Here is a 23,337-nt window from a genome sequence, read left to right as displayed (position 1 = left end):
CCAGGTCTGCGTTTTTTATTTCCTGATAGTAAATGTCTTTACTATTTCTTCGGCAATCCGCTAATCACAGACCCGGGGCCAATGACTCGCTCCGAGAACCATTGTTTGTTCATCTCGAGTGCGTAACGCACTGCAGCTTTGGGGCAGTGGTTATTTGTTGTCCCGGCTTGCATCTCTTCAATATTCACAATCTTGCCATCGTCTGCAATGAAAGCAATGGCGAGAGGGATCTTGGTGTTAAACATCCAAAAACAATGCCCAGCCTTTTCTTCAAATACAAAGAGCATTCCGGAATTCACTGGCATGCCAGTACGGTTCATTAAACCAACCTGTCTTCTTTCTGGGGTGTCGGCTACTTCCGCTTGAATACGGTAGATACCGGTCTTTAGTTCAATAGTTGGCAAGCTAGCATTTACTTGCGCGAAGGCCAGGCTTGAGCCGAGCAAAAGAGCGGCAGGCAGAAGATGGCGAAAAAGATTGATTGATGTAAGCATGTGGTGCATTTTAAGTGAGTAAATTGCGGGCGAAAAAAAACCCAGGAACAAGTCCTGGGTTTTAGTAATGATCTAAAGCAGATTAAGCTGCTTGGATATTAGTAGCTTGCTTGCCTTTAGGGCCTTGGGTAATGTCAAACGTTACCTTTTGGTTTTCCTTAAGGGTTTTGAACCCAGGCATAGTAATTGCGCTGAAATGCGCGAATAACTCTTCTTCACCATCATCAGGTTTGATAAAGCCAAAACCTTTTGCATCATTGAACCACTTAACAATTCCGGTCGCCATGCGAACTCCATTACATAAACTTAAAACAACCGTGATGAGGGTAAATACTTTTTAATCAGTCTCGCTCCACAACACGCCTAAATAGAACCTCTTTTGAAGCCTACCCCCTGATTGTTTGCCCTTTTTGTAGGGGTGTCAAGGAGTTATATTCACTTACCCCCTAGTAATTACCCCTTTTTTTACCGAAAAATGCCCCAATATGGGTTTAAGAGGTGAATTTTGCAGGTTTTTAGCAACAAGACCCTAGTAAATTAAAGTTTGAATATCTGTGTTTAGAATGTTTCTCATGAGCCGTCCATCAAAAAACCCTACTACTGGCGTACCAACGAATCCCTATATTGAGGACACCATTCTTCTCGAAAAGCAGGCCGAGAAGGTTAAGGCGCCTTCGATGTATAAAGTTTTACTATTGAATGACGATTACACGCCAATGGAATTTGTAGTGATGGTGATTCAGGAGTATTTTAATAAAGATCATGAAACTGCTACACGCATCATGTTGCAAGTTCATTTGGTTGGCAAAGGTATTTGCGGGGTATTTACTCGCGATGTTGCTGCTACGAAGGTGCATCAAGTTATCGAACTCTCGCGTGAAGCGGGCCACCCACTACAGTGCACTATGGAGGAAGCATGATTGCCCAAGAATTAGAAGTTAGCTTGCATATGGCGTTTGTTGACGCGAGGGCATCACGACACGAGTTCATTACGGTCGAACATTTATTGGCCGCGCTCTTAGACAATGCAACCGCAGTCGAGGTTCTAAAAGCCTGCGCAGTCAATATCGCTGAGCTACGTGCGCAATTGAAAAACTTTATTAATGACAATACCCCGGTTGTGCCCGGTAATGATGAGGTTGATACCCAGCCTACGCTTGGATTTCAGCGTGTGATTCAACGCGCAATCATGCATGTGCAATCAACCTCGAATGGCAAGAAAGAAGTCACTGGTGCAAATGTCTTGGTGGCTATCTTCGGCGAAAAAGATTCGCATGCAGTGTATTTCTTGCAACAGCAAGGTGTGACCCGATTGGATGTGGTGAACTTTATTAGCCACGGTGTTCGTAAAGATCAAGCTGAGCACGTAAAACCTGCTGATGCTGCTCAAGAAACAGAAGAGTCTGCCTCATCTGGCAAAGAGAGTCCGCTTGATCAGTACACACAAAATCTCAATGCACTAGCTCGTCAAGGCAAGATTGATCCTCTGATTGGGCGTGAGAGCGAAGTAGAGCGCGTGATTCAGGTGCTTTGCCGTCGCCGTAAGAACAACCCACTATTAGTTGGTGAGGCCGGCGTTGGTAAAACCGCCATTGCAGAGGGCTTGGCCTGGCGCATCGTCAAGGGTGACGTACCTGAGATCTTGGCTAATGCAACTGTCTATTCTTTGGATATGGGTGCCTTGCTTGCTGGTACTAAATATCGCGGTGACTTTGAGCAACGCTTAAAAAGCGTTCTCAAATCTCTCAAGGATCATGCCCACGGCGTTTTATTTATTGATGAGATTCATACATTGATTGGTGCGGGTGCTGCATCAGGTGGAACATTGGACGCTAGCAATCTTTTAAAACCCGCTTTATCTAATGGGCAGCTCAAGTGCATTGGCGCAACAACCTTTACTGAGTATCGTGGCATTTTTGAAAAAGATGCTGCCTTGTCACGCCGCTTCCAGAAGGTGGATGTCGTTGAGCCAACCGTTGATCAGACTGTACAAATCTTGCGCGGTCTTAAGTCTCGCTTTGAAGAGCACCACAGCGTGAAGTATGCTGCTGGTGCCTTAGTAGCTGCAGCAGAACTTTCTGCTCGCTATATCAATGATCGCCATTTGCCAGATAAAGCAATCGATGTGATTGATGAGGCTGGCGCTGCTCAACGTATCTTGCCCAAGTCTAAGCAGAAGAAAACCATCGGCCGCCCAGAGATCGAAGAGATCGTTGCGAAGATTGCGCGTATACCGCCTCAGTCCGTTACCGTGGATGACCGTAGCAAATTACAAACCTTGGATCGAGATATTAAGAGCGTGGTCTTCGGCCAAGATCCTGCGATCGAAGCCCTGGCTAGCGCCATTAAGATGACGCGTGCCGGTCTTGGCAAGATCGATCGTCCAATTGGTTCATTTTTGTTCTCTGGTCCAACAGGTGTTGGTAAAACCGAGGTTGCAAAGCAGCTCGCCTATATCTTGGGCATCGAGTTGCTACGCTTTGATATGTCTGAGTACATGGAGCGTCATGCAGTAAGCCGTTTGATTGGAGCGCCTCCAGGTTATGTTGGCTTTGATCAGGGTGGTTTGCTGACTGAGGCCGTGAACAAGAAGCCGCATTGCGTGCTTTTGCTAGATGAGATTGAAAAAGCCCATCCGGATATTTTTAATATCCTTTTGCAGGTAATGGATCACGGCACGTTAACCGACAACAATGGTCGTAAGACGGATTTCCGAAATGTCATCATCATCATGACCACCAATGCTGGCGCTGAAGCGATGCAGAAATCCACTATCGGCTTTACCAATGCACGTGAGTCTGGTGATGAGATGGCAGACATTAAGAAGTTCTTCACACCAGAGTTCCGCAATCGCTTGGATGCCATCGTTTCCTTCAAGGCTCTTGATGAAACCATCATCATGCGCGTGGTTGATAAGTTCTTGATGCAGCTAGAAGAGCAGTTGCATGAGAAGAAAGTGGACGCTACTTTCAGTTCTGCATTGCGTGCTCACCTGGCCAAGCATGGATTTGACCCGCTCATGGGCGCCCGTCCAATGCAGCGCATTATTCAAGATACCGTGCGCAAAGCACTTGCTGATGAGTTGCTCTTTGGTAAGTTAGCGCAGGGTGGTCATGTAGATGTCGATATTGATGCTGATGGCAAGGTACAGTTGAATTTTGAGGCGCCCGTACTTCCTGGAAAGGCTGCAAAAGCCGATGTAGTTCCTGCTGAAGAAATTTAATTTACATAACAATCAAAGGAAAACATGTCCCATCACGATAAATTGCTAGATGCTTTTGAGGTTTACAAGGCAGAGCATGAAAAGTTTGAAGGTAAAGGAATTAAGGCTTCCGCTACTCGCGCACGTAAAGCTTTGCAAGAAATTGCAGGATCTTGCAAAGAGCGTCGTAAAGAAATTTCTGCCGAGAAAGAGTCTCGAGAAGGTGCCGGTGCCGGCATGTCGCAAGATGCAGCACGTAAAGCGCATATTCGTAAGTAAGCAGAGCTGCTCAAATAAAAAAGCCACCCAAGGGTGGCTTTTTTATTGGCGCTTTGACAGCTTAAGCTCTACCAGTGCTACCAAATCCGCCAGCGCCACGACTGCTCTCAGTAAACTCTTCAACTACTTTGAGTTCAACTTGCTGTACTGGCATCACCACTAATTGGGCTAGACGCTCCATTGGCTCAAGCTTAAACGGGGTTGAACCACGGTTCCAAGTGCTCACCATCAGTTGTCCTTGGTAGTCAGAATCAATCAAGCCCACTAAGTTGCCTAAAACGATCCCGTGCTTATGGCCTAAGCCTGAACGCGGCAGAATGAATGCGGCATAACGTGGATCTTCGACATAAATTGCTAGGCCCGTTGGCACCAAGACAGTTTGGCCTGGTGCAATCTCAATAGTTGCATCAATGCACGCACGCAAATCTAGACCTGCACTCCCTGGTGTGCCATAAGCTGGCAGTTGGTCGCGCATACGTTCATCGAGAATTTTGACTTGAAGGGATTGCATGGAATTTCCTAAAGCAGTGAATGTAAATAAAAAATGATTTAAATTTTCTTGGCAACTAGCGCAATCAGTTGACGTGCAAGCTGAAGCTTTTCAGCTTTAGCAATTTTCTTGCTACCAGTTTCGTCAATCACTAGTAATTGATTGAGGTCGCTACCAAAGGTTTCATGGCCGATATTGCCTACAACCATTGGGATCCCTTTGCGCTGACGTTTTTCGGCTGCATGCGCCTCGAGATCAGTAGATTCGGCTGCAAAACCAACGCAATATGGATGGGGTATTCCGCCTTTAATCTTCACGGTCTTTGCCACATCCAAAAGAATGTCAGGGTTAGCAATAAATTCAATGCTCGGGGCATCTTTACCTTGACGCTTGATCTTTTCCTTTGAGGGTCTTGCAATACCCCAATCGGCTACTGCAGCAACCGCAAAGAAGATGTCGTAATCAGTCTCTTTTAGCGCTGCTAGATGCATTTCCTTGGCGCTGGTGACGTTGGTGCGGGCAATCTGTCCTGTCGCCTCTAATGGTGTTGCCAAGTCACATGGGCCCGCGATAAGTTGTACTTGTGCACCCGCTTCGAGTGCTGCGCGCGCAATCGCAAATCCCATCTTGCCTGAGCTGTGATTGGTGATGCCGCGGACTGGATCAATAGCTTCAAAGGTTGGGCCAGCAGTAATCAACACTTTCTTGCCAGCCAAAGTTTTTTTCTGAAAGAAAGCGATTACTTGCTCTGCAATTTCAGATGGCTCAAGCATTCTGCCCATGCCAACTTCTCCACAGGCCTGAAAGCCGCTCGCTGGGCCAAGCAGGGTAACCTTATCTTGATTAAGGCGCTGCACGCTTCGTTGGGTGGCGGCATGCTCCCACATTTGTTTATTCATGGCTGGCGCAAGCAAGAGCGGGCAATCTCTTGCAAGACAAAGAGTGCTGAGTAGATCATCAGCTAAACCTAGGGAGAGTTTTGCCATTAAGTCAGCGCTTGCAGGTGCAATCACAATGGCATCAGCAGCGCGTGATAGCTCGATATGAGCCATATTGTTGCTAATACTGCTATCCCACTGACTGGTGTAAACCGGATTTCCTGTGAGTGCTTGCATCGTGACAGGTGTTACAAATTGCGTTGCAGCCTCAGTCATTACTACTTGTACAGAAGCACCTTCTTGCATCAACTGACGAGCAAGCTCAGGAGTCTTGTAAGCGGCAATACCACCAGAGATTCCGAGAACGATTTTCTTATTTAAAAGTGATTGCATGGCGCCAGCTTAATGGGATTGGGCGGATTTGCCAAATGACTTGCGTAATTCACCCCAAATAATGAGGCCGGCACCAATACAAATAGCGCTATCAGCAATATTAAAGGCGGGCCAATGCCAGTTTGAGTAATACAGATCAATAAAGTCAACAACGGCGCCATACATCACGCGATCTAAAACATTTCCAAGAGCGCCACCTAGAATCAAGCTGAGAGCCATGCACAGCATTTTTTCATTGAGACTTTTGCGCAATAGCCAAACGATATAAGCACACGCAACCAGACCAAGAATGGTGAAGAACCAGCGTTGCCAACCAGAGCCTTCTGCCAAAAAAGAAAATGCTGCTCCCGGATTAAAGAGGAGGAGCCAATTCATAAAAGGAAGGACTGGCTCTGGCACCCCCATTTGTAAATTACTTAATGCCGACCATTTACTCAATTGATCTAAGAGCAAAACAATCGTTGCAATTGCGAGAAACCGAAGATATGCCAGGCTCATGAATTTAGCGATTAAGCAAATAGGCGGTGATCACCATCACCAAAAAGATTGCTAATACAGCGGCCACAGAGTTCGGGATGATCAGCATTGCTACCGACATCTTTGGTGTGATGCCAGCAGCGACCACACTTCTTGTACTGGCTACCACGTACTAAGACCTCTAGACCCTCATTGCTGAGTTCAATGCTGGCACTCGAAGTAATCGTCACAAAGCGTAAGTCGTTCTCTAGTGAATGCAGGATTGCGAAGTCAACATCACCAACCTTAATGGTCAGTTCAGCCTGCAGTGATGAGCCAACATTGCCGGCTTCGCGCTCTACTTCAATTGCTTTGGTGACTTCAGAGCGGATTTCGCGGATACGGTTCCACTTATCGAGTAACTCATTTGCATTGGCAATTTCAGGGAAGCTGGCAAACTCTTCCATGAAGATCGACTCTGCCTTATTGCCTGCACCATGCGGAAAATCTTGCCATGCTTCTTCTGCGGTAAAGGAGAGGAATGGGGCAAGCCACTTCAGAAGATTACGGGTGATATGGAATAAAGCATTCTGTGCCGCACGACGATCAGGTGAATCAGGTGCGCTGGTATAGAGGCGATCTTTCAGAATGTCTAAATAGAATCCACCTAAATCTTCTGAGCAGAATGACAGCATGCGAGCTACTGCGGGATGAAATTCATATGCCTTGTAGTGCGCTTCAACATTACCCTGGATTTGATTTGCTAATGCGACGGCATAGCGATCAATTTCTAACCATTGATCGGCGGGCATCGCATGTTTGCTAGGATCAAAATCAGAGAGATTGGCTAACAAAAAGCGCAGTGTGTTACGCATACGGCGGTAACTTTCAGTAACGCGTTTGAGAATCTCATCTGAGATCGTCATCTCACCAGAGTAGTCGGTTGAGGCTACCCACAGGCGAATGATTTCAGCACCGAGTTTGTCAGCAACTTGCTGTGGAGCAATGACGTTACCAACAGACTTGCTCATCTTGCGACCTTGGCCGTCAACAGTAAAGCCATGCGTGAGGAGTGCTTTATAGGGAGGCTTACCATCAAGCATTGCACCAGTCAGCAAGGAGGAATGGAACCAGCCACGGTGTTGGTCTGAGCCTTCAAGATATAAATCGGCTAGGCGTCCGTTCGGGGTTTCTACATCAGCTGTCAGAAGCTCATTACGGTGCGAGCCGCGGATCACATGCCAGTGCGTTGTTCCAGAATCAAACCACACATCTAGAGTGTCACGATTCTTTTCGTATTGAGCAGCTTCATCACCGAGTAGTTCAGCGAGCTCTAATTTTTGCCAGGCTTCGATACCATCTTTTTCTACGCGCTTGGCTACTTCTTCTAATAGCTCAACGGTACGTGGGTGAGGTTCACCACTTTCTTTATGAACAAAGAAAGCCATGGGCACACCCCATTGGCGCTGACGTGACAAAGTCCAGTCAGGGCGATTGGCGATCATGCTGTGCAAACGTTGCTTGCCCCAGGCAGGGAAGAACTCAGTGCTATCAATGCCCGCTAATGCAGTCTCACGCAAGCTCGCCTTACCATCGGACGGTTTCTTATCCATGCTCGCAAACCACTGCGAAGTAGCGCGATAGATGATGGGTGACTTATGACGCCAGCAATGCATGTACGAGTGGGTATATGTTTTATCGCGGAGCAAACTACCGGCTTCGCGCATTGCCTCCACAATCTTGGGGTTTGCTTTCCAGATGTACTCATTAGCAAAGAGTGGCAACCATGATGCGTATACGCCATTACCCATGACTGGGTTGAGAATATCGCTATCAGCGAGTTTGTTTGCTTTGCATGACTTAAAGTCTTCCTCGCCATAAGCGGGTGCAGAGTGAACAATGCCGGTGCCAGTATCGAGAGTGACGTACTCAGCAGGATAGATTGGTGAAAGGCGTTTATAGCCTTCATGCAATGGTGCAAGTGGATGCCAGAAAGAAATATTCGCTAATTGAGCCCCGGTACAAGTTGCAATCACTTTGCCTTCGAGGCCGTAATCTTGTAGGCAGGTTTCAACCCGATCTTTTGCTAGGATCAATAACTTATCGCCAACATCTACTAATGCATAAGTCAGTTCTGGATGAACGTTCATTGCTTGGTTTGCAGGAATGGTCCAAGGGGTCGTTGTCCAGATCACAATCTGACCAGGCTTATTGGGAAGTTCTGATAGACCAAACGTTTTAGCAAGCTGTGGACGCTGAGCGTCATCAAAGGCAAAACCAACATCAACAGTCGGGTCTGTCTTATCTTGATACTCCACTTCAGCTTCCGCTAGGGCTGAGCCACAATCAAAACACCAGTTCACTGGCTTGAGGCCGCGGAAGACGTAACCCTTTTCCCAGATCTTGCCTAGGGCACGAATTTCATCAGCCTCATTGCGATAGTTCATGGTGAGATAAGGGTTGTTCCAATCCCCGAGAACGCCTAAGCGCTCAAAGTCTTTCTTCTGCTTGTCTACCTGCACTTGCGCATAGGCGCGCGCTTTGGATTGCACCTCTGCAGTCGGTAGGTTTTTGCCAAACTGCTTTTCAATCTGAATCTCAATTGGCATGCCATGGCAATCCCAGCCAGGAACATACACAGAGTCAAAACCCATTAACCAGCGAGATTTAACAATCATGTCTTTGAGAATCTTATTAACGGCGTGACCAATGTGAATATCACCGTTTGCATAAGGGGGGCCGTCATGCAAGATGAACTTCGGTTGGTTAGCATGTGCCGCACGAATTTTTTCGTAGAGTTTATTTTTTTGCCACTGAGCAACCCATTGCGGTTCGCGCTTCGCTAGATCTCCTCGCATTGGAAATGCGGTATCAAGAAGATTTACGGGATAAGAGTTTTCTTTTTCAGACATAAGCTTTTTTCTGGAAATAATTTCTGGCGTGCTTTGCATCTGCTGCAATCGCATTTGTAAGAGTGTCGAGGTCATCATACTTAGCCTCGTCACGAATTTTTTCTAAGAGCTCTACGGTAATAATTTTTCCGTAGACATCTTGTTGGTAATCAAAAATATGGGTCTCTAGTAGTACACGACCTTCGTCCTCTACCGTCGGCCTGACACCCAGACTGGCCACGGCTGGGAGGGGTTTGTCGCTGAGGCCTAATACTTGTGCAGTAAAAATCCCGGTAGTTGCTGGCTTACGGTGATGCAAGTGATTGGCAACTGCAAGATTTAAAGTGGGGAAGCCAAGTTTGCGGCCTAATTTCTGACCATGCATGACATGACCAGAAATTCCATAGGGACGACCTAATAATTTTTCGGCTAGGTTCATATCGCCGTTGGCAAGTGCAGCGCGTAATGCGGAACTCGAAATACGCTCACCATCCTCCAAAATAGTTTGAATACTAGAAACTTCAAAACCATATTTTTCGCCGGCAGCCTTAAGGCTGGAAAAATTACCTGCACGTTTTGCGCCGTAGCAAAAATCATCGCCGATCAAAATCCATTTGGCGTTCAGGCGTTTCACAATAATTTCTGAAACAAATTCTTCTGGAGTGAGACGAGCAAATGCTGCATTGAAATGCTCCACCATGACGCGGTCAATGCCAATTTCAGCTAGGGCTGCAAGTTTGTCGCGTAAATTCAGAATGCGCGGTGGCGCTTGTTCTGGAGAGAAGAATTCTTTTGGATGTGGCTCGAAGGTCATGACGCAACTCACTAAACCTCGTTCCTTGGCGCCATCCACGAGCTGTTTCAGTAGGGCGCGATGACCCCTGTGCACGCCATCGAAATTACCGATGCTGAGGGCACAAGCAGGTCCTGCAGAAAACTGGGTCGGGCCACGGAATACGTTCACAAAATCGCTTTCAGGGTAGCCATCAATTATATTGTGGGCATGCTTTCTATCGTTACCTTAATCTCAGGCCGCGGATCCAATTTCGAGGCCATCGTTAAAACTGCCCAAAAAGAGCAGTGGCCCGTCAAATTTGCTGGCGTTATAGCCAATCACTCAGCGGCTAAGGGCCTTGATTTTGCTCGCTCCCAGGGTATTCCAGCCTTGGTTATAGAGCACAAAGAGCACGCCTCTCGAGAAGCCTTTGATGCCGCCTTAATCGAGCAAATTGATGCTTTAGGGGCTGATTTGGTGGTGCTGGCTGGCTTTATGAGAATTCTCACCCCAGGCTTTATTCGCCATTTTGAGGGGCGACTGGTCAATATTCATCCAGCTCTCTTGCCTGCATTCCCAGGTTTACATACCCATGAGCGTGCTTTAGAGGCTGGCGTCAAGGAACATGGCGCTACAGTCCACTTTGTCACCGAAGGGGTTGATGAGGGGCCGATTATTTGCCAAGCCTCCGTTCCGGTTCTAGATGGTGATGATCCTGATACCTTGGCCGCCCGTGTTTTAACTGCCGAGCATCAGATTTACCCACGGGTCGTAAAATGGTTCCTTGATGGACGATTGCGAATAGAAGGTAATCAAGTGAAGTTACAACCCCCAGAGTCGCAATTCTTTAAATTATGAGCGCAGAACGTCCACCCCGTAAATCTGGAAACAGATTAGCTCCGCATAAAAGTTACGCTGCTAAATCTAAAGATCCGCTTCGTCGACCAGAGCGACGCAATGCTAGCGGTAATTTAATTGCGCCAGAAGGCCAAAAGAATTTCTCAAATGCCAAAGCATTGCCGCAGCATGCAATTCATTTAGAAAGATTGTTGCCCGAGTTACTCAGTTTTGAGCAGCCAGCGGATCGCGTAGTAAGTCGTTATTTTCGCGCTGAGCCACAACTCGGAAATCGTGATCGCGCATTAATTGCAGAAAGTGCATTTGCAATTTTGCGCCGTAAAAATGAGTTCTCACAATTTGCTTCCAGTGGCGAAGGCTCTCAGGCCAGACGCTTAGCCCTATTGGGTTTGCTGTCCGCTCTGTCTGAGGGCGGGCTCGGCTCTGCGAATCGTGCGGAGAGTGCGATTGCCGATTTAGCCCACGTTCTCAAGCCTGGTGAATATGAATGGTTGCAGCGCTTTGCTACAGTAGACCCTGCCGCATTAAATCCCTTGGTTCGCAATAATTTGCCAGAGTGGTTATGGGATGCATTTGGAAAATATCCTGGTGAAGAAGCTCGTGAAGAGTTAGCCAAGTCATTAATGCACCCAGCACTTCTGGATTTACGTGCAAACACGATGAAAACGAATCGCGAAGAATTGCTCGTGCAGATGAATGCATTAGGCGGTCGTTATCAAGCTATTCCAACTCCATATGCACCAGATGGTGTGCGCATTATGGGTAAGCCTGCTTTGCAAAATACTGCTGGATTTAAAGCGGGCATGTTTGAAGTTCAGGATGAAGGTAGTCAACTCTTGGCTTATTTGCTTGCTCCTAAGCGTGGTGAGATGGTTGTCGACTTTTGCGCCGGCGCTGGTGGCAAGACTTTGGCGATTGGTGCCCTGATGCGTTCTACAGGACGTCTTTATGCATTTGATACATCTGAGCGCCGCCTAGCGAATTTGAAGCCACGGCAAGCCCGTAGCGGCCTCTCTAACGTTCATCCAGTATGGATTGATAGCGAGAATGACGCCAAGATTAAGCGTTTAGCCGGAAAGATCGATCGGGTCTTGGTGGATGCCCCTTGCAGTGGAATGGGCACCTTAAGACGTAATCCAGATCTCAAATGGCGCCAAACTCCAGCAGGGGTTTTGGAGCTCAACCAAAAGCAAATGAATATTTTGGCTTCAGCGGCCCGCCTACTAAAACCCGGCGGCCGCTTGGTTTATGCCACTTGCAGTCTTTTACCCCAAGAAAATCAAGGAATTGCAGAAGATTTTCTTGCCAAACACCCGGATTTCGAGGTTGTACCAGCCGTAGAGGTTCTTAAGCCATTGTTTCCAAAGGAAAAATTGCCTTTAGGATGCTCACCAGATAATCCCTGGTGGCAGTTATGGCCACATATTCATGGGGCGGATGGCTTTTTTGGGGCTGTTTTCCAGAAAAAAGGCACTAAGCCTGAGAAGGCTGAAAAGCCAAAATCTAAAGAGTTAACGAAAGATAAGCAAAAAAAGACCTAAAAAGCTCTAAAATAAGAGCTAATACTTAAATAGGATTCAATTTTGAATACAGTTTCAAGCTCAGGTTTTGATTTATTCCTCAATTGGCTAGCAAATGGCTATTTGGATTGGTCTTGGTGGCAGATTACCCTGTTCACCTTGGCTGCAACCCACATCACAATCGCTGCCGTCACAATCTTTTTGCATCGCTGCCAAGCTCATCGCGCGCTGGACTTGCATCCGATTGTTTCTCATTTTTTCCGGTTTTGGCTCTGGTTAACCACCGGTATGGTGACGAAAGAGTGGGCCTCGATTCATCGCAAGCATCACGCCAAATGCGAAACCATTGACGACCCCCATAGCCCGCAGGTTTTAGGAATTGGCACCGTACTTTCTCGTGGCGCTGAGCTTTATAAAAATGAAGCCAAAAACCAGGAGACGATGGAGAAGTTTGGCCATGGCACTCCAGATGATTGGCTTGAGCGCAATATTTATTCCAAGTTTTCTTGGCAGGGCGTTGCCATCATGCTCATCATTGATGTGTTTTTGTTTGGCGGCATTGGGCTAACAGTTTGGGCTGTGCAAATGTTGTGGATCCCAATCACTGCGGCTGGTGTGATTAACGGTATCGGCCACTTCTGGGGCTACCGTAATTTTGATTGCGAGGATGCATCTACCAACATTCTTCCCTGGGGAATTTTGATTGGTGGTGAGGAGTTGCATAACAATCACCACACCTTTGCCACTAGTGCTAAGTTATCAAACAAATGGTACGAGTTTGATATTGGCTGGTTATATATTCAGATGATGAGTGCTGTTGGTTTGGCAACAGTGAAAAAGACTTCACCTAAACCAGTGCTGAGTGATTTACGTCCTGCTGATCAAAATACATTAGAAGCCATCATTGCAAATCGTTATGAAATCATGGCGCGCTACAGTAAAACTTTGCGCAATTTCTTTAGTAATGAAGTGCAGCACATGCAAGTTCTGGCATCTCATTTGAGTGATGCTCGCACTTGGTTATCCAAGGATGAATCTCGCTTGAGCGAGGATGAAAGGGCAAAGCTTGAAGAGCTCATGGCTAGCAATGCACAACTGCGTAAGATGATTGAGATGCGTCGCGATCTGCAAGCTATCTGGGGTCGTTCAAGCGCTACGAGAGAGCAGTTGGTCTTACAGTTGCACGCATGGTGCCAGCGTGCTGAAGATAGCGGCTTAACCAGTCTGCGCGAGTTCTCATTGAGATTGCGTCGTTATGCTTAAGTAGTTATGAGCAAGCGTAAAGAGCCATAATATTTAGGCAATAAAAAACCCGCAACTAAGCGGGTTTTTTATTTGCTCGAAGTAAATTACTTCAGCTTTGTTTCTTTGTAAGCAACGTGCTTGCGAATAGTAGGATCGAACTTCATGATCTCCATTTTCTCAGGCTTAGTACGCTTGTTTTTTGAAGTAGTGTAGAAGTGACCAGTACCAGCTGATGACTCTAACTTGATTTTTTCTCTGCCGCCTTTAGCCATTTGTGCGCTCCTTAAATTTCGCCACGTGCACGAAGATCAGACAACACAGCATCAATGCCGTTCTTGTCGATAACGCGCAAACCAGCATTGGTTAAGCGCAAGCTAATCCAGCGGTTTTCAGATTCAACCCAGAAACGACGGTTTTGCAAATTCGGCAAAAAGCGACGCTTCGTTTTATTGTTTGCATGGGATACATTGTTGCCAACCATCGGCTTCTTCCCAGTGACTTGGCAAACTTTTGCCATGACATAACTCCATTAATTGCGAAAAAAGAAGATTGTATCAGTCCTAGCCTATTTTGGGCTAGCTCTAAATGGCTTTGGCTTTGGTCTTTAGGCTGCAAAATGGGTTATAAATCACGTAAATCTTTAATAAGTTAGTAATTACTACCATTAATTGCTAATATTCATAAGGCCTGAGTCAGAAAAAGAGAAAAAACCACTGCCACTAACAATACAGTGGTCAAGTAATGCAATATCGACTAATTGCAGGGCATTTTGGAGGGTCTTGGTCAGGTCTTGATCGGACTTACTTGGCAATGGGTTGCCGCTAGGATGGTTGTGGGCCACGATGAGGGCGCTGGCATTTCTAGACAGGGCTTCCTTTAGGATTTCTCGTGGATAGACCGCTGTATGGGTAATAGACCCTCTAAATAGCTCCTGACATTCAATTAGATGTAGACGTGAGTCTAGGTAGAGGCAAAGGAAGACCTCATGCGGCAAACGACCAATTTTGGCCTGCAAGAACTCTCTGACATTGCTTGGTGAGGAAAAGATAGAGTCCTGTGCCAGTCCCTCCTCAAGACTGCGCTTCACCAGCTCATAAGCCGCTTGAATTTGGGACCATTTAGATAGGCCCATGCCATGAATACGGGTCAATTCTTGGCGACTGCAGCCTAATAGGCGGGGTAGGCTTCCAAAATGGTGGAGTAGATCTTTTGCTAAGGCCACTGCGCTTTTACCCCTCACGCCAACCCGCAAAAAAATGGCGAGCAGTTCTGCATCCGAGAGTGCAGCAGCACCATGAATCCTGAGCTTCTCACGAGGCTGCTCATTTTTGGGCCAATCAGTAATCGGGGAGTGCACAGCTTTCCCCGGCCTAGATACAATCACCTTATGACCAAGCTTACCGTTTTGCCGAATTCCTACCTGACCCTCAATTACCGGCTCACTTTGCCTAACGGGGAGGATTACATCAATACTTTTGTTGATCGTCCTGCGACGGTTCTGATGGGTTCTGGACAATTTGCACCTTGTTTTGAAAAAGTGTTGTTAGGGCTTGAAGTTGGTGAAAAGAAAAGCGCCTTACTTCCGCCGGAAGAAAGTTTTGGCGAGCGTAAAGAAGATTTGGTGCAATGGGTTTCTTTGAATGCTTTGAAGGAAGGTCGTGATGACGATGCAGAATTCAATCCAGGTGATGTAATTGAATTCAACGCACCAGGCGGCGCTCAATATGCTGGTGTTTTGCAATCGATTGATGATGAAGGTGCGTGGTTTGACTTCAACCATCCTTTGGCGGGTAGGCCCGTGACTTTTGAAGCAGAAATCGTGGCGATTCTCTAAAACATGACCAATCCAGACAAACTTGAAATTTTGATGGCCCAGCCCCGAGGTTTTTGTGCGGGCGTTGATCGCGCTATCAATATCGTTAATGAAGCCCTCACCCGTTTTGGGGCACCAATTTATGTGCGCCATGAAATTGTTCATAACGCTTATGTGGTGAATGAATTGCGCGAGAAGGGCGCTGTGTTTGTGGAAGAACTGCATGAGGTTCCCAAAGGTGGAATCGTGGTGTTCAGTGCCCATGGAGTCTCTCAAGAGGTGCGCAAAGATGCTCAAGATCGTGGCTTGCAGGTGTATGACGCGACCTGCCCATTGGTGACTAAGGTGCATTTTGAAGTGGTCAAGATGTGCAAAGAAGGTTTTACTGTTTTGATGATCGGTCACGCGGGGCACCCTGAAGTTGAGGGAACCATGGGGCAAGTGAAAGAGGGCGTTTTTCTGGTTGAGAATGTCGCTGATGTCGAGGCTTTATCTTTTTCAGGCGATGAAAAGATTGCTTTCGTTACCCAAACTACATTATCTGTAGATGAAACCAAAGAAATTGTTGGGGCACTCACGAAAAAATTTCCTAATATTGTGCAGCCACGTAAACAAGATATTTGTTATGCCACCCAGAACCGTCAAGATGCAGTGAAATTCATGGCTCCGCAGGTAGAGGTAGTTATTGTGGTGGGAAGTGCAGCGAGTTCGAACTCGAATCGCTTGCGAGAATTGTCAGAAAAATTAGGCGTACCTTCTTACATGGTCGACGCCCCCGAGCAACTGAAACCAGAGTGGTTTGTAGGTAAAAAGCGTATTGGATTAACTGCTGGCGCATCCGCACCTGAAAGCCTTGCGCAATCCATCGTGGCGCGTATTCAAGAGTTTGGTCCGCGACATGTTCGCGCCTTAGATGGCGTGGTTGAGGACGTTACATTTTCATTGCCAAAAAATTTAGTTGACTGAAGTATCTATAACAGAGGAGCTGCGCATGATTTATTCAAAAGCGTCAAAAGTGATTTTTGTGAAAAGTACTATTGCAGTAGCGGCGGCAACCGTCATCTTGTTGGGTTGTGGCAAGGGTGGCGACAAGGCTGCAGCAGATGGCACTGAGGTCAAAATCGGGCATGTGGCTCCTTTGACTGGCCCAATCGCCCACTTAGGTAAAGATAATGAAAATGGCGCACGCTTGGCTATTGAAGAGATTAATAAATCTGGTCTCACCATCGATGGCAAGAAAGTAGTTCTGACATTAGTCCCTGAGGATGACGCTGAAGATCCGAAGACTGCTACTCAAGTAGCGCAGAAATTAGTAGATGCTAAGGTTGCTGGCGTAGTAGGCCATCCGAATTCTGGAACCAGTATTCCTGCATCAAAAATCTATAGTGATGCGGGGATTACTCAAATCTCTCCATCAGCCACTAATCCTGATTACACCAAGCAAGGTTTTAAAACAACTTATCGCTTAGTGGCAACAGATGCGCAGCAAGGCCCGGCATTGGCTAACTATGTTGTAGGTACTTTGAAGGCGAAAACAGTAGCCATCATTGATGACTCGACGCAGTATGGCAAAGGTTTGGCTGATGAATTTGAAAAAACAATCAAAGCTGCTGGTGTCAAAGTCGTTACTCGGGAAGCAAGTAATAACAAGGCAACCGATTTCAAGGCCATTCTTACTAAGATTAAAGGTAGCAAGCCTGATGTCATTATGTATGGCGGCATGGATGCTACTGGTGGTCCATTAACAAAGCAGGCTGCTGAGCTTGGTATTAAGGCTAAAGTAGTTGGCGGTGACGGTATGTGTACAGAGAAGCTGGCGGAATTGGCTGGCGATGCTGTGGTGAATGTTACTTGCTCAGAGGCCGGCATGGCTTTATCAAAAATGGCGCAGGGAGCCGACTTCCAGAAACGATACAAGGAGCGTTTTAAGTCCGATGTTCAGATTTATGCACCATTTACCTATGATGCAGTCTATGTCTTGGTTGATGCCATGAAGCGGGCTAATTCAACTGATCCAGCTAAGATTTTGGTTGTAATGCCGGATACAAAAATGACGGGTTTGGTTGGCAATATCGCGTTTGATAATCAAGGCGATATGAAAGAAGGCGTCATTACTTTGTATGACTTCAAAGACAAGAAGAAAACAGTTCTTGACGTGATTAAGATGTAATTCACTCTGATAAAAATAGCGCCGCTGATGCGGTGCTATTTTTTTGTAGAGCGCAATTTTCTCAATGGATATTCTCCTTCAGCAAATCATCAATGGCTTAGTGCTCGGTAGCATCTATGCCTTGATTGCCTTGGGTTACACCATGGTTTATGGGGTCTTGGGGATTATTAATTTTGCCCATGGCGAAGTGCTGATGATTGGTGCCATGGTCTCGCTTTCCTTGTTGCGATTGATTCTGGGTTTAACCAGCGACTTACCAGGTTGGCTGACACTCTTAATTGTTCTACCAGTGACGATGGCGGTATGCGCGGGCCTAAGTTATTGGGTAGAGCGTATTGCATATCGCCCTTTGCGCAATGCTCCACGCTTGGCCCCTTTGATTTCAGCAATTGGTATGTCAATCTTGCTGCAAACCATTGCCATGATGATTTGGTCGCGCAATCCAATGACCTACCCACAGTTATTGCCGTCAATTCCGATTGAGTTATGGGGAAGTGGCTCAACCATTACTGGCAAAGAGATCGTGATCATCCTAGTTGCTCTAGCTGTAATGTGTGGCTTATTGTTTTTGGTTGAAAAAACTAAATTAGGTCGAGCAATGCGAGCCACAGCCGAGAATACTCAAATTGCTGGGTTGATGGGCGTTAATCCCAATCGCGTAATCTCCATCACCTTCATGCTGGGTGGCGCTCTTGCAGGTTTAGCTGGCGTGATGATTGCAAGCAACTATGGCAACGTCCATTTTTATATGGGGTTCATCCCGGGTCTGAAAGCATTTACAGCGGCTGTACTTGGGGGCATTGGCAATTTAAAAGGCGCGATGTTGGGCGGTCTTCTTTTGGGCTTAATTGAGTCTTTAGGTGCGGGCTACATAGGTGAATTGACTGGCGGTGTTTTTGGTTCCAACTATCAAGACATCTTTGCTTTCTTGGTGCTAATCCTGGTACTAGTCTTGCGTCCCACCGGTCTCTTGGGGGAAAGGGTTTCTGATCGTGCCTAAGGGAGCGCTATTTCATCGCTTACCAAAATCCGCTTACTGGTGGATTGGTGTTGTTGCGCTTATTCTCTTGCCTTGGGTAGTGGGCGCTAGTGGCGGAAATTACTGGGTACGAGTACTTGATTTTGCGTTGCTCTATATCGTTCTTGCACTGGGACTCAATGTCGTTGTGGGTTTTGCTGGCCTACTCGATTTAGGTTACATCGCTTTTTATGCTCTTGGTGCTTATAGCTTTGCATTACTGGCATCTCCCCATTTGCCGCAGCAATTTGCAACTATTGCAGCAGCCTTTCCGGAAGGAATGCATTTTTCACCATGGATGGTTGCCATATTTTCAATCATTCTGGCCGCGCTATTTGGAATCATTTTAGGTTTTCCAACATTACAGTTACGTGGTGATTACTTGGCCATTGTGACCTTGGGTTTCGGAGAAATTATTCGTATCTTTATGAATAATCTGGATCGCCCACTCAATCTCACCAATGGACCGAAAGGTATCACTGCAATAGATCCAATCCAGCTCTTTGGAATTTCATTCGCAAAGCCTTTAGATCTCGGTTTTGTCCAAATTCCTGGTCTGTATTTAGTGTTTTATTTATTTCTGACCTTAGCGATTGCTGTAGCGATCGTTTGCATTCACTTGCAAGATTCACGTATTGGTAGGGCATGGGTTGCAATTCGTGAAGATGAGATTGCCGCTAAAGCGATGGGCATTAATACGCGCAATATGAAGTTGCTGGCGTTTGCGATTGGAGCATCATTTGCCGGTGTTGCAGGCGTTCTTTTTTCTGCTTTTCAGGGCTTTGTTTCTCCTGAATCATTTACGCTTTGGGAGTCGATTGTCGTCTTAGCAATGGTGGTGCTAGGAGGTATTGGTCATATCCCTGGCGTCATTCTTGGCGCAGTTCTCTTGGCAATATTTCCGGAAGTATTGCGCGCCATTGCACAGCCTCTTCAACAAGCTTTATTTGGGCATCTTGTTGTGGATGTGGAAGTTCTTCGCCAGCTCATTTATGGCTTAGCTCTTATTTTGATCATGCTGTATCGCCCAGGCGGCATTTGGCAAAAGAGTGAGGCTAAGTGATGTCAGCCCGCTTACTTCTGGATGTTGCAGACGTCTCTAAGCGTTTTGGTGGAGTGCGCGCGCTTGAAGCAGTTGGGTTACAAGTACCGCATGGATCGATTGTGGGCTTGATTGGGCCTAATGGAGCAGGCAAGACCACTTTCTTTAACGTGATTACCGGTTTATATCCAGCAGACTCAGGTGTTTTTTTATTCGATGGAAAGTCTTACTTTCCGGAGTCGGTCTCGGAGGTAACAAAGTCGGGTTTAGCTAGAACCTTTCAGAACATTCGTCTCTTTGGTGAAATGTCAGCTCTTGAGAACGTGATGGTGGGTTGCCATTGCCGCTCAAAGGCTGGAATCCTAGGGGCAATCTTTCGATTTCCGGGAACTCAGCGTGAAGAGCAATCTATCCGCGATAAATCACTGGCCTTACTTGCTTATGTTGGGCTCACTGAGTTTGCCAATATGGAGGCACGCAATCTTTCCTATGGCCATCAACGTCGCCTAGAGATTGCAAGGGCTTTAGCTACTGAACCTAAGCTCTTGGCTTTAGATGAGCCAGCTGCAGGTATGAATGCCACTGAAAAATTAGAGCTACGCGAGTTATTACTGCGTATTAAAACGGATGGTAAAACAATTCTATTGATTGAGCATGATGTGAGTTTAGTCATGGGTATTTGCGACAGCTTGACAGTACTTGATTACGGCAAAGTGATTGCCTCTGGTAAGCCTGCAGATGTGCGCGTACATCCAGAAGTGATCAAAGCCTATCTTGGCCAGGGGGCAGTGTAATGAGCGCCCTGCTGAATGTAAAAAATCTCAAAGTTTCTTATGGCGGCATTAATGCCGTCAAAGGAATTGATTTGCATGTTGATCAAGGCGAGCTAGTCGCTTTAATTGGTGCCAATGGCGCTGGTAAGAGCTCAAGCTTGAAGGCGATTTCTGGTGTACTGACTCCTTCGGCAGGCGAAATTCAGTTTTTAGATCACCGTGCAGAGAGGCTGCCAGCATATGAGTTGGTCCAGCTGGGCTTAGGAATGGTTCCAGAGGGTCGGGGCGTGTTTAAGCGCATGACTATTTTGGAAAACTTGCAGATGGGGGCCTTTTTGAAAAAAGATGCCCTTGCTATTAAGCAAAAGTTAGAGGAGGTCTACTCCTATTTCCCGAGATTGAAGGAGCGTTTATCGCAATTGGCGGGCACGCTTTCCGGTGGCGAGCAGCAAATGGTAGCGATGGGCAGGGCAATGATGGCAGAACCAAAGCTCTTGCTGCTCGATGAGCCTTCCATGGGTTTATCGCCCATCATGGTCGAAACTATTTTTGATGTTATCCGCAATCTATCGGCCAATGGCATGACGATTCTCTTGGTAGAGCAAAACGCACGATTGGCTTTACAAATGGCTAATCGTGCTTATGTCATGGAAAGCGGATTAATTACCTTGAGTGGCTGTGGAAAAGAATTGCTAGAAGACTCTAGAGTGAGAACAGCCTACTTAGGTGAATAGACTTAAGCAGTTTGCTTGAGTAATTCACGCAGCATGCCGCACATCTGAAGAATCTCATCATCACTGACATTCAGAGCAGGCATAAAGCGTAATAAGTTTGGTCTTGGTGAGTTGATTAATAGACCTTCAGGGCTGCGATCGCGAGCAAGTTCAACCAATTTTCCACCAGTATCTTTGCCGAGCATGAGGGCACGCAATAAACCTTCACCACGCTCACCCTCAAGATTGAATTCTGCAACTAGCTTTAGCAGTTCTGATTTTAGTAATTCGCCTTTAGCTTTGACGCTATCTAAAAATCCTGGGGCCAGTAGTTGCTCAATCACACTGATGCCAACAGCAGTCATCAGTGGGTTACCGTTATAGGTACCACCTTGGTCGCCCGGCACAAAGCAAGCTGCTGCATTAGTGGCCATCAGTGCTGCCAGCGGAACGCCACCACCAATACCTTTGCCTAAGGTCATGATGTCCGGCTCAATTCCGTATTGCTGATAGGCAAAGAGGGTGCCCGTACGGCCACAGCCCGCCTGCACTTCATCGGCAATCAGAAGGATGTTGTTTTCTTTGGTGAACTTACGTAGTTCAAGCATAAATTCTTTAGTGCTGGGGATCACGCCACCTTCACCCTGAACTGGCTCAAGCATGACTGCAACAGTTTTATCAGTCACCAATTTTTTGACAGACTCCAAGTCGTTCAAATCTGCTTTTGGAAATCCAGCTACTTGTGGGGCAAACATCGTATCCCAGCCTGGCTTTCCAGAGGCGCTCATAGTAGCGATGGTGCGACCATGAAAACTATGATCAAAAGTAATGATTTCAAAAGCGCCATTCTTGTGGAGTTGACCCCATTTGCGCGTAAGTTTGATCGCACCTTCATTTGCTTCGGCACCGCTGTTAGCAAAGAACACCTTGTCAAAGCAACTATTGGCAGTCAGCAGATTAGATAAGCCAATCATTGGCTCGTTATAAAACGCTGGACTTGGATTAATGAGCTTTTTTGCTTGCGCGTTCAGCGCTTCAATCATTCCAGGATTGCTGTGGCCTAAACAATTAACTGCCCAACCTTGCAAGAAATCTAAATACCGTTTGCCATTGTTGTCGGTTAACCATGAACCCTTACCCTCGACCATGATGACCTCTGGGCGTTGGGTGATGAACATCACTGAATTGGTGTCGATCGCTTGGGCTGGCTTATTCATACTGAACTTGGGTAATTGGGGCTAATGAGGTTTCTATTATCTAACTTTATCGGAGTTTAGTTGGTAGCTAAATCTGCGGCACTGGTAAATGAGTCCGCGAAGAATTCTTCCTCAGGCAGGTGACATTTAGATGAAAAGTCGTCTCTTGCGGCATTTACCATGACCGGTGCGCCACAAGCATAGACCTGAAGGCCTTTCATATCAGGATGGTCTGACATAACGGCCTGGTGCACAAAGCCGGTTCGGCCAGTCCAGACATCTTCTGCGAGGGCATCTGAGATCACCGGAATGTACTGGAAGTTGGGAATGTCTTTTTGCCAGGCCCTGCATAAATCATCTAGGTACAGGTCGCTAGGGCGACGTCCGCCCCAATAGAGCTCAATAGGTCTTTGAATCTTTTTGGCCTGCATTTGCTCGATGATCGATTTGATCGGGGCAAAGCCAGTACCTGCAGCTACAAAGATGATGGGCTTTTTGGAGTCTTCCCTGAGAAAGAAGCTACCTAAAGGACCTTCAAAGCGCAGGATATCTTTTTCTTTCAGTGCCGGACTTGCCGCTCCAAACACAAAGTCGGTAAACACGCCGCCAGGTAAATGGCGGATGTGTAGCTCAAGCGGACCTTCTTGGTCTGGCGCATTGGCAATAGAGTAGGCGCGGCGCTGGCCATCCTTGAGGAGGAACTCCAGATACTGGCCTGCCAGGAACTGAAAGCGTTCAGCAGCGGGAAGTTGAAGTTTCAGAATTGCTACATCATGGCTAGGTCGCTCAATCGTGTTGACTCGACACGGAACTTTCCGAATGGCAATATCACCGGCACCCTGAACTTCACGGGCCTCTATCAATAGATCAGATTGCGGATGGGCACAACAAAATAAAGTGCCGCCAGTAGTTTCATCTGCCTTACTTAAGGCGCCCTCGCTGTGCTGGCCATGGGTTACCTGACCTTCTACGATCTTGCCCTTACAGGATCCGCAGGCACCGTTTTTGCAGCCATAGGGTAGCTTGATGCCTTGACGAAGGGCGGCTTCCAGGAGTGTTTCATCCTGGTTAACAGTAAATTGTTTGCCGCTCGTTTTGAGCGTGACCTGATAAGACACTCTCATTCCTTTC

The 23,337-nt window shown here is 46.9% G+C and carries 25 protein-coding genes; 13 read left to right on the top strand and 12 right to left on the bottom strand.

The window, feature by feature from the left end; genetic code table 11:
• Positions 1-41: 41 nt before the first annotated feature.
• Positions 42-494 carry a DUF192 domain-containing protein gene (locus ICN13_RS05950; protein WP_216139480.1) on the bottom strand — a complete coding sequence of 151 codons (453 nt, stop codon included), beginning with the start codon at positions 492-494 and terminating at the stop codon, positions 42-44.
• A gap of 82 nt (positions 495-576) precedes the next feature.
• Positions 577-780: a cold-shock protein gene (locus ICN13_RS05945; RefSeq protein WP_011903586.1), complete on the bottom strand. Its 204-nt coding sequence runs from the start codon at positions 778-780 to the stop codon at positions 577-579.
• Positions 781-1,057: 277 nt separating this feature from the next.
• Here ICN13_RS05945 and clpS point away from each other — a divergent pair, with 277 nt between their 5' ends.
• The 3 genes from clpS to ICN13_RS05930 are packed head-to-tail and all read left to right on the top strand — an operon-like array spanning position 1,058 to position 3,975.
• On the top strand, positions 1,058-1,414 hold the full coding sequence (gene clpS, locus ICN13_RS05940) for an ATP-dependent Clp protease adapter ClpS (RefSeq protein ID WP_216864027.1): 357 nt from the start codon (positions 1,058-1,060) through the stop codon (positions 1,412-1,414).
• Positions 1,411-3,717 carry an ATP-dependent Clp protease ATP-binding subunit ClpA gene (clpA, locus tag ICN13_RS05935; protein WP_216139479.1) on the top strand — a complete coding sequence of 769 codons (2,307 nt, stop codon included), beginning with the start codon at positions 1,411-1,413 and terminating at the stop codon, positions 3,715-3,717. Before clpS ends, clpA begins: the two co-directional genes overlap by 4 nt.
• Positions 3,718-3,741: 24 nt before the next feature.
• On the top strand, positions 3,742-3,975 hold the full coding sequence (locus ICN13_RS05930) for a hypothetical protein (RefSeq protein WP_087909442.1): 234 nt from the start codon (positions 3,742-3,744) through the stop codon (positions 3,973-3,975).
• Between the two features lie 61 nt (positions 3,976-4,036).
• On the opposite strand, the gene dut is transcribed toward ICN13_RS05930, so the two are convergent.
• Genes dut through ICN13_RS05905 form a run of 5 tightly spaced genes read right to left on the bottom strand, consistent with a single transcriptional unit; the run spans position 4,037 to position 10,047 of the window.
• The gene (gene dut, locus ICN13_RS05925; protein ID WP_216139478.1) at positions 4,037-4,486 is read right to left on the bottom strand and encodes a dUTP diphosphatase; all 450 of its coding nucleotides are present in this window, start codon (positions 4,484-4,486) and stop codon (positions 4,037-4,039) included.
• Between the two features lie 38 nt (positions 4,487-4,524).
• Entirely contained in the window at positions 4,525-5,736 is a 1,212-nt protein-coding gene (gene coaBC, locus ICN13_RS05920) for a bifunctional phosphopantothenoylcysteine decarboxylase/phosphopantothenate--cysteine ligase CoaBC (protein WP_216139477.1), read from the bottom strand.
• A 9-nt stretch (positions 5,737-5,745) separates the two neighbouring features.
• Complete coding sequence (gene lspA / locus ICN13_RS05915; protein ID WP_216139476.1) at positions 5,746-6,234, bottom strand: signal peptidase II; 489 nt, start codon at positions 6,232-6,234, stop codon at positions 5,746-5,748.
• A gap of 11 nt (positions 6,235-6,245) precedes the next feature.
• Entirely contained in the window at positions 6,246-9,122 is a 2,877-nt protein-coding gene (ileS, locus tag ICN13_RS05910) for an isoleucine--tRNA ligase (RefSeq protein WP_370622965.1), read from the bottom strand.
• Positions 9,097-10,047 (bottom strand): bifunctional riboflavin kinase/FAD synthetase, encoded by a 951-nt coding sequence (locus tag ICN13_RS05905; RefSeq protein ID WP_216139474.1) that lies wholly within the window; start codon positions 10,045-10,047, stop codon positions 9,097-9,099. Before ICN13_RS05905 ends, ileS begins: the two co-directional genes overlap by 26 nt.
• A gap of 39 nt (positions 10,048-10,086) precedes the next feature.
• Between ICN13_RS05905 and purN the strand changes: the two genes are divergently transcribed.
• From purN to ICN13_RS05890, 3 genes are read left to right on the top strand one after another with little or no spacing between them, the layout of a single operon-like run.
• Positions 10,087-10,716 (top strand): phosphoribosylglycinamide formyltransferase, encoded by a 630-nt coding sequence (gene purN / locus ICN13_RS05900; RefSeq protein ID WP_216139473.1) that lies wholly within the window; start codon positions 10,087-10,089, stop codon positions 10,714-10,716.
• A complete protein-coding gene (locus ICN13_RS05895) occupies positions 10,713-12,257 on the top strand; it encodes an RsmB/NOP family class I SAM-dependent RNA methyltransferase (RefSeq protein ID WP_216139472.1) in 1,545 nt (514 codons plus the stop codon). Before purN ends, ICN13_RS05895 begins: the two co-directional genes overlap by 4 nt.
• Before the next feature lie 42 nt (positions 12,258-12,299).
• Complete coding sequence (locus ICN13_RS05890) at positions 12,300-13,499, top strand: acyl-CoA desaturase (RefSeq protein WP_216139471.1); 1,200 nt, start codon at positions 12,300-12,302, stop codon at positions 13,497-13,499.
• An 86-nt stretch (positions 13,500-13,585) separates the two neighbouring features.
• Here the strand turns inward: ICN13_RS05890 and rpmG are convergent, their stop codons facing one another.
• The 3 genes from rpmG to radC all read right to left on the bottom strand — a co-directional run bounded on the left by rpmG (position 13,586) and on the right by radC (position 14,838).
• Entirely contained in the window at positions 13,586-13,753 is a 168-nt protein-coding gene (gene rpmG / locus ICN13_RS05885) for a 50S ribosomal protein L33 (RefSeq protein ID WP_015421876.1), read from the bottom strand.
• Positions 13,754-13,764: 11 nt separating this feature from the next.
• On the bottom strand, positions 13,765-13,998 hold the full coding sequence (gene rpmB, locus ICN13_RS05880; RefSeq protein ID WP_011903570.1) for a 50S ribosomal protein L28: 234 nt from the start codon (positions 13,996-13,998) through the stop codon (positions 13,765-13,767).
• Positions 13,999-14,145: 147 nt separating this feature from the next.
• Positions 14,146-14,838, bottom strand: coding sequence for a DNA repair protein RadC (gene radC / locus ICN13_RS05875; protein WP_370622963.1), 693 nt, complete (start codon positions 14,836-14,838; stop codon positions 14,146-14,148).
• 30 nt (positions 14,839-14,868) lie between these two features.
• Between radC and ICN13_RS05870 the strand changes: the two genes are divergently transcribed.
• The 7 genes from ICN13_RS05870 (at position 14,869) to ICN13_RS05840 (ending at position 21,031) form a co-directional block, all read left to right on the top strand.
• Positions 14,869-15,315, top strand: coding sequence for a peptidylprolyl isomerase (locus ICN13_RS05870; protein WP_216139469.1), 447 nt, complete (start codon positions 14,869-14,871; stop codon positions 15,313-15,315).
• A 3-nt stretch (positions 15,316-15,318) separates the two neighbouring features.
• Positions 15,319-16,260: a 4-hydroxy-3-methylbut-2-enyl diphosphate reductase gene (gene ispH / locus ICN13_RS05865; RefSeq protein ID WP_216139468.1), complete on the top strand. Its 942-nt coding sequence runs from the start codon at positions 15,319-15,321 to the stop codon at positions 16,258-16,260.
• Between the two features lie 25 nt (positions 16,261-16,285).
• Positions 16,286-17,464, top strand: coding sequence for a branched-chain amino acid ABC transporter substrate-binding protein (locus ICN13_RS05860; RefSeq protein ID WP_216139467.1), 1,179 nt, complete (start codon positions 16,286-16,288; stop codon positions 17,462-17,464).
• Between the two features lie 64 nt (positions 17,465-17,528).
• A complete protein-coding gene (locus ICN13_RS05855; RefSeq protein WP_216139466.1) occupies positions 17,529-18,464 on the top strand; it encodes a branched-chain amino acid ABC transporter permease in 936 nt (311 codons plus the stop codon).
• Positions 18,457-19,545: a branched-chain amino acid ABC transporter permease gene (locus tag ICN13_RS05850; protein ID WP_370622962.1), complete on the top strand. Its 1,089-nt coding sequence runs from the start codon at positions 18,457-18,459 to the stop codon at positions 19,543-19,545. The genes ICN13_RS05855 and ICN13_RS05850 overlap by 8 nt, the downstream gene beginning before the upstream one ends.
• Positions 19,545-20,318 (top strand): ABC transporter ATP-binding protein, encoded by a 774-nt coding sequence (locus ICN13_RS05845; protein ID WP_216139465.1) that lies wholly within the window; start codon positions 19,545-19,547, stop codon positions 20,316-20,318. Before ICN13_RS05850 ends, ICN13_RS05845 begins: the two co-directional genes overlap by 1 nt.
• The gene (locus ICN13_RS05840) at positions 20,318-21,031 is read left to right on the top strand and encodes an ABC transporter ATP-binding protein (RefSeq protein ID WP_216139464.1); all 714 of its coding nucleotides are present in this window, start codon (positions 20,318-20,320) and stop codon (positions 21,029-21,031) included. Before ICN13_RS05845 ends, ICN13_RS05840 begins: the two co-directional genes overlap by 1 nt.
• A 2-nt stretch (positions 21,032-21,033) precedes the next feature.
• On the opposite strand, the gene ICN13_RS05835 is transcribed toward ICN13_RS05840, so the two are convergent.
• Both ICN13_RS05835 and ICN13_RS05830 read right to left on the bottom strand, forming a co-directional pair.
• Positions 21,034-22,227, bottom strand: a complete 1,194-nt coding sequence (locus ICN13_RS05835; RefSeq protein ID WP_216139463.1) for an acetylornithine transaminase — start codon at positions 22,225-22,227, stop codon at positions 21,034-21,036.
• A gap of 56 nt (positions 22,228-22,283) precedes the next feature.
• A complete protein-coding gene (locus ICN13_RS05830) occupies positions 22,284-23,324 on the bottom strand; it encodes a 2Fe-2S iron-sulfur cluster-binding protein (RefSeq protein WP_216139462.1) in 1,041 nt (346 codons plus the stop codon).
• Positions 23,325-23,337 lie beyond the last annotated feature (13 nt).

It is taken from the genome of Polynucleobacter sp. MWH-Berg-3C6 (assembly GCF_018881855.1).
Taxonomy (GTDB): domain Bacteria; phylum Pseudomonadota; class Gammaproteobacteria; order Burkholderiales; family Burkholderiaceae; genus Polynucleobacter.
The sequence above is the reverse complement of the archived record's forward strand: the minus strand, read 5'-3'. Positions and strand labels throughout refer to the sequence as shown.

Bases quoted from the DNA above. Each gene is read 5' to 3' on its own strand.
- rpmB (WP_011903570.1), bottom strand. From the start codon at position 13,998: ATGGCAAAAGTTTGCCAAGTCACTGGGAAGAAGCCGATGGTTGGCAAC.
- purN (WP_216139473.1), top strand. From the start codon at position 10,087: ATGCTTTCTATCGTTACCTTAATCTCAGGCCGCGGATCCAATTTCGAG.
- ICN13_RS05855 (WP_216139466.1), top strand. From the start codon at position 17,529: ATGGATATTCTCCTTCAGCAAATCATCAATGGCTTAGTGCTCGGTAGC.
- ICN13_RS05840 (WP_216139464.1), top strand. From the start codon at position 20,318: ATGAGCGCCCTGCTGAATGTAAAAAATCTCAAAGTTTCTTATGGCGGC.
- lspA (WP_216139476.1), bottom strand. From the start codon at position 6,234: ATGAGCCTGGCATATCTTCGGTTTCTCGCAATTGCAACGATTGTTTTG.
- ICN13_RS05860 (WP_216139467.1), top strand. From the start codon at position 16,286: ATGATTTATTCAAAAGCGTCAAAAGTGATTTTTGTGAAAAGTACTATT.
- ICN13_RS05870 (WP_216139469.1), top strand. From the start codon at position 14,869: ATGACCAAGCTTACCGTTTTGCCGAATTCCTACCTGACCCTCAATTAC.
- clpA (WP_216139479.1), top strand. From the start codon at position 1,411: ATGATTGCCCAAGAATTAGAAGTTAGCTTGCATATGGCGTTTGTTGAC.
- ICN13_RS05945 (WP_011903586.1), bottom strand. From the start codon at position 780: ATGGCGACCGGAATTGTTAAGTGGTTCAATGATGCAAAAGGTTTTGGC.
- ICN13_RS05835 (WP_216139463.1), bottom strand. From the start codon at position 22,227: ATGAATAAGCCAGCCCAAGCGATCGACACCAATTCAGTGATGTTCATC.
- rpmG (WP_015421876.1), bottom strand. From the start codon at position 13,753: ATGGCTAAAGGCGGCAGAGAAAAAATCAAGTTAGAGTCATCAGCTGGT.
- dut (WP_216139478.1), bottom strand. From the start codon at position 4,486: ATGCAATCCCTTCAAGTCAAAATTCTCGATGAACGTATGCGCGACCAA.
- ICN13_RS05845 (WP_216139465.1), top strand. From the start codon at position 19,545: ATGTCAGCCCGCTTACTTCTGGATGTTGCAGACGTCTCTAAGCGTTTT.
- ispH (WP_216139468.1), top strand. From the start codon at position 15,319: ATGACCAATCCAGACAAACTTGAAATTTTGATGGCCCAGCCCCGAGGT.
- ICN13_RS05950 (WP_216139480.1), bottom strand. From the start codon at position 494: ATGCTTACATCAATCAATCTTTTTCGCCATCTTCTGCCTGCCGCTCTT.
- clpS (WP_216864027.1), top strand. From the start codon at position 1,058: ATGTTTCTCATGAGCCGTCCATCAAAAAACCCTACTACTGGCGTACCA.
- ICN13_RS05895 (WP_216139472.1), top strand. From the start codon at position 10,713: ATGAGCGCAGAACGTCCACCCCGTAAATCTGGAAACAGATTAGCTCCG.
- coaBC (WP_216139477.1), bottom strand. From the start codon at position 5,736: ATGCAATCACTTTTAAATAAGAAAATCGTTCTCGGAATCTCTGGTGGT.
- ICN13_RS05930 (WP_087909442.1), top strand. From the start codon at position 3,742: ATGTCCCATCACGATAAATTGCTAGATGCTTTTGAGGTTTACAAGGCA.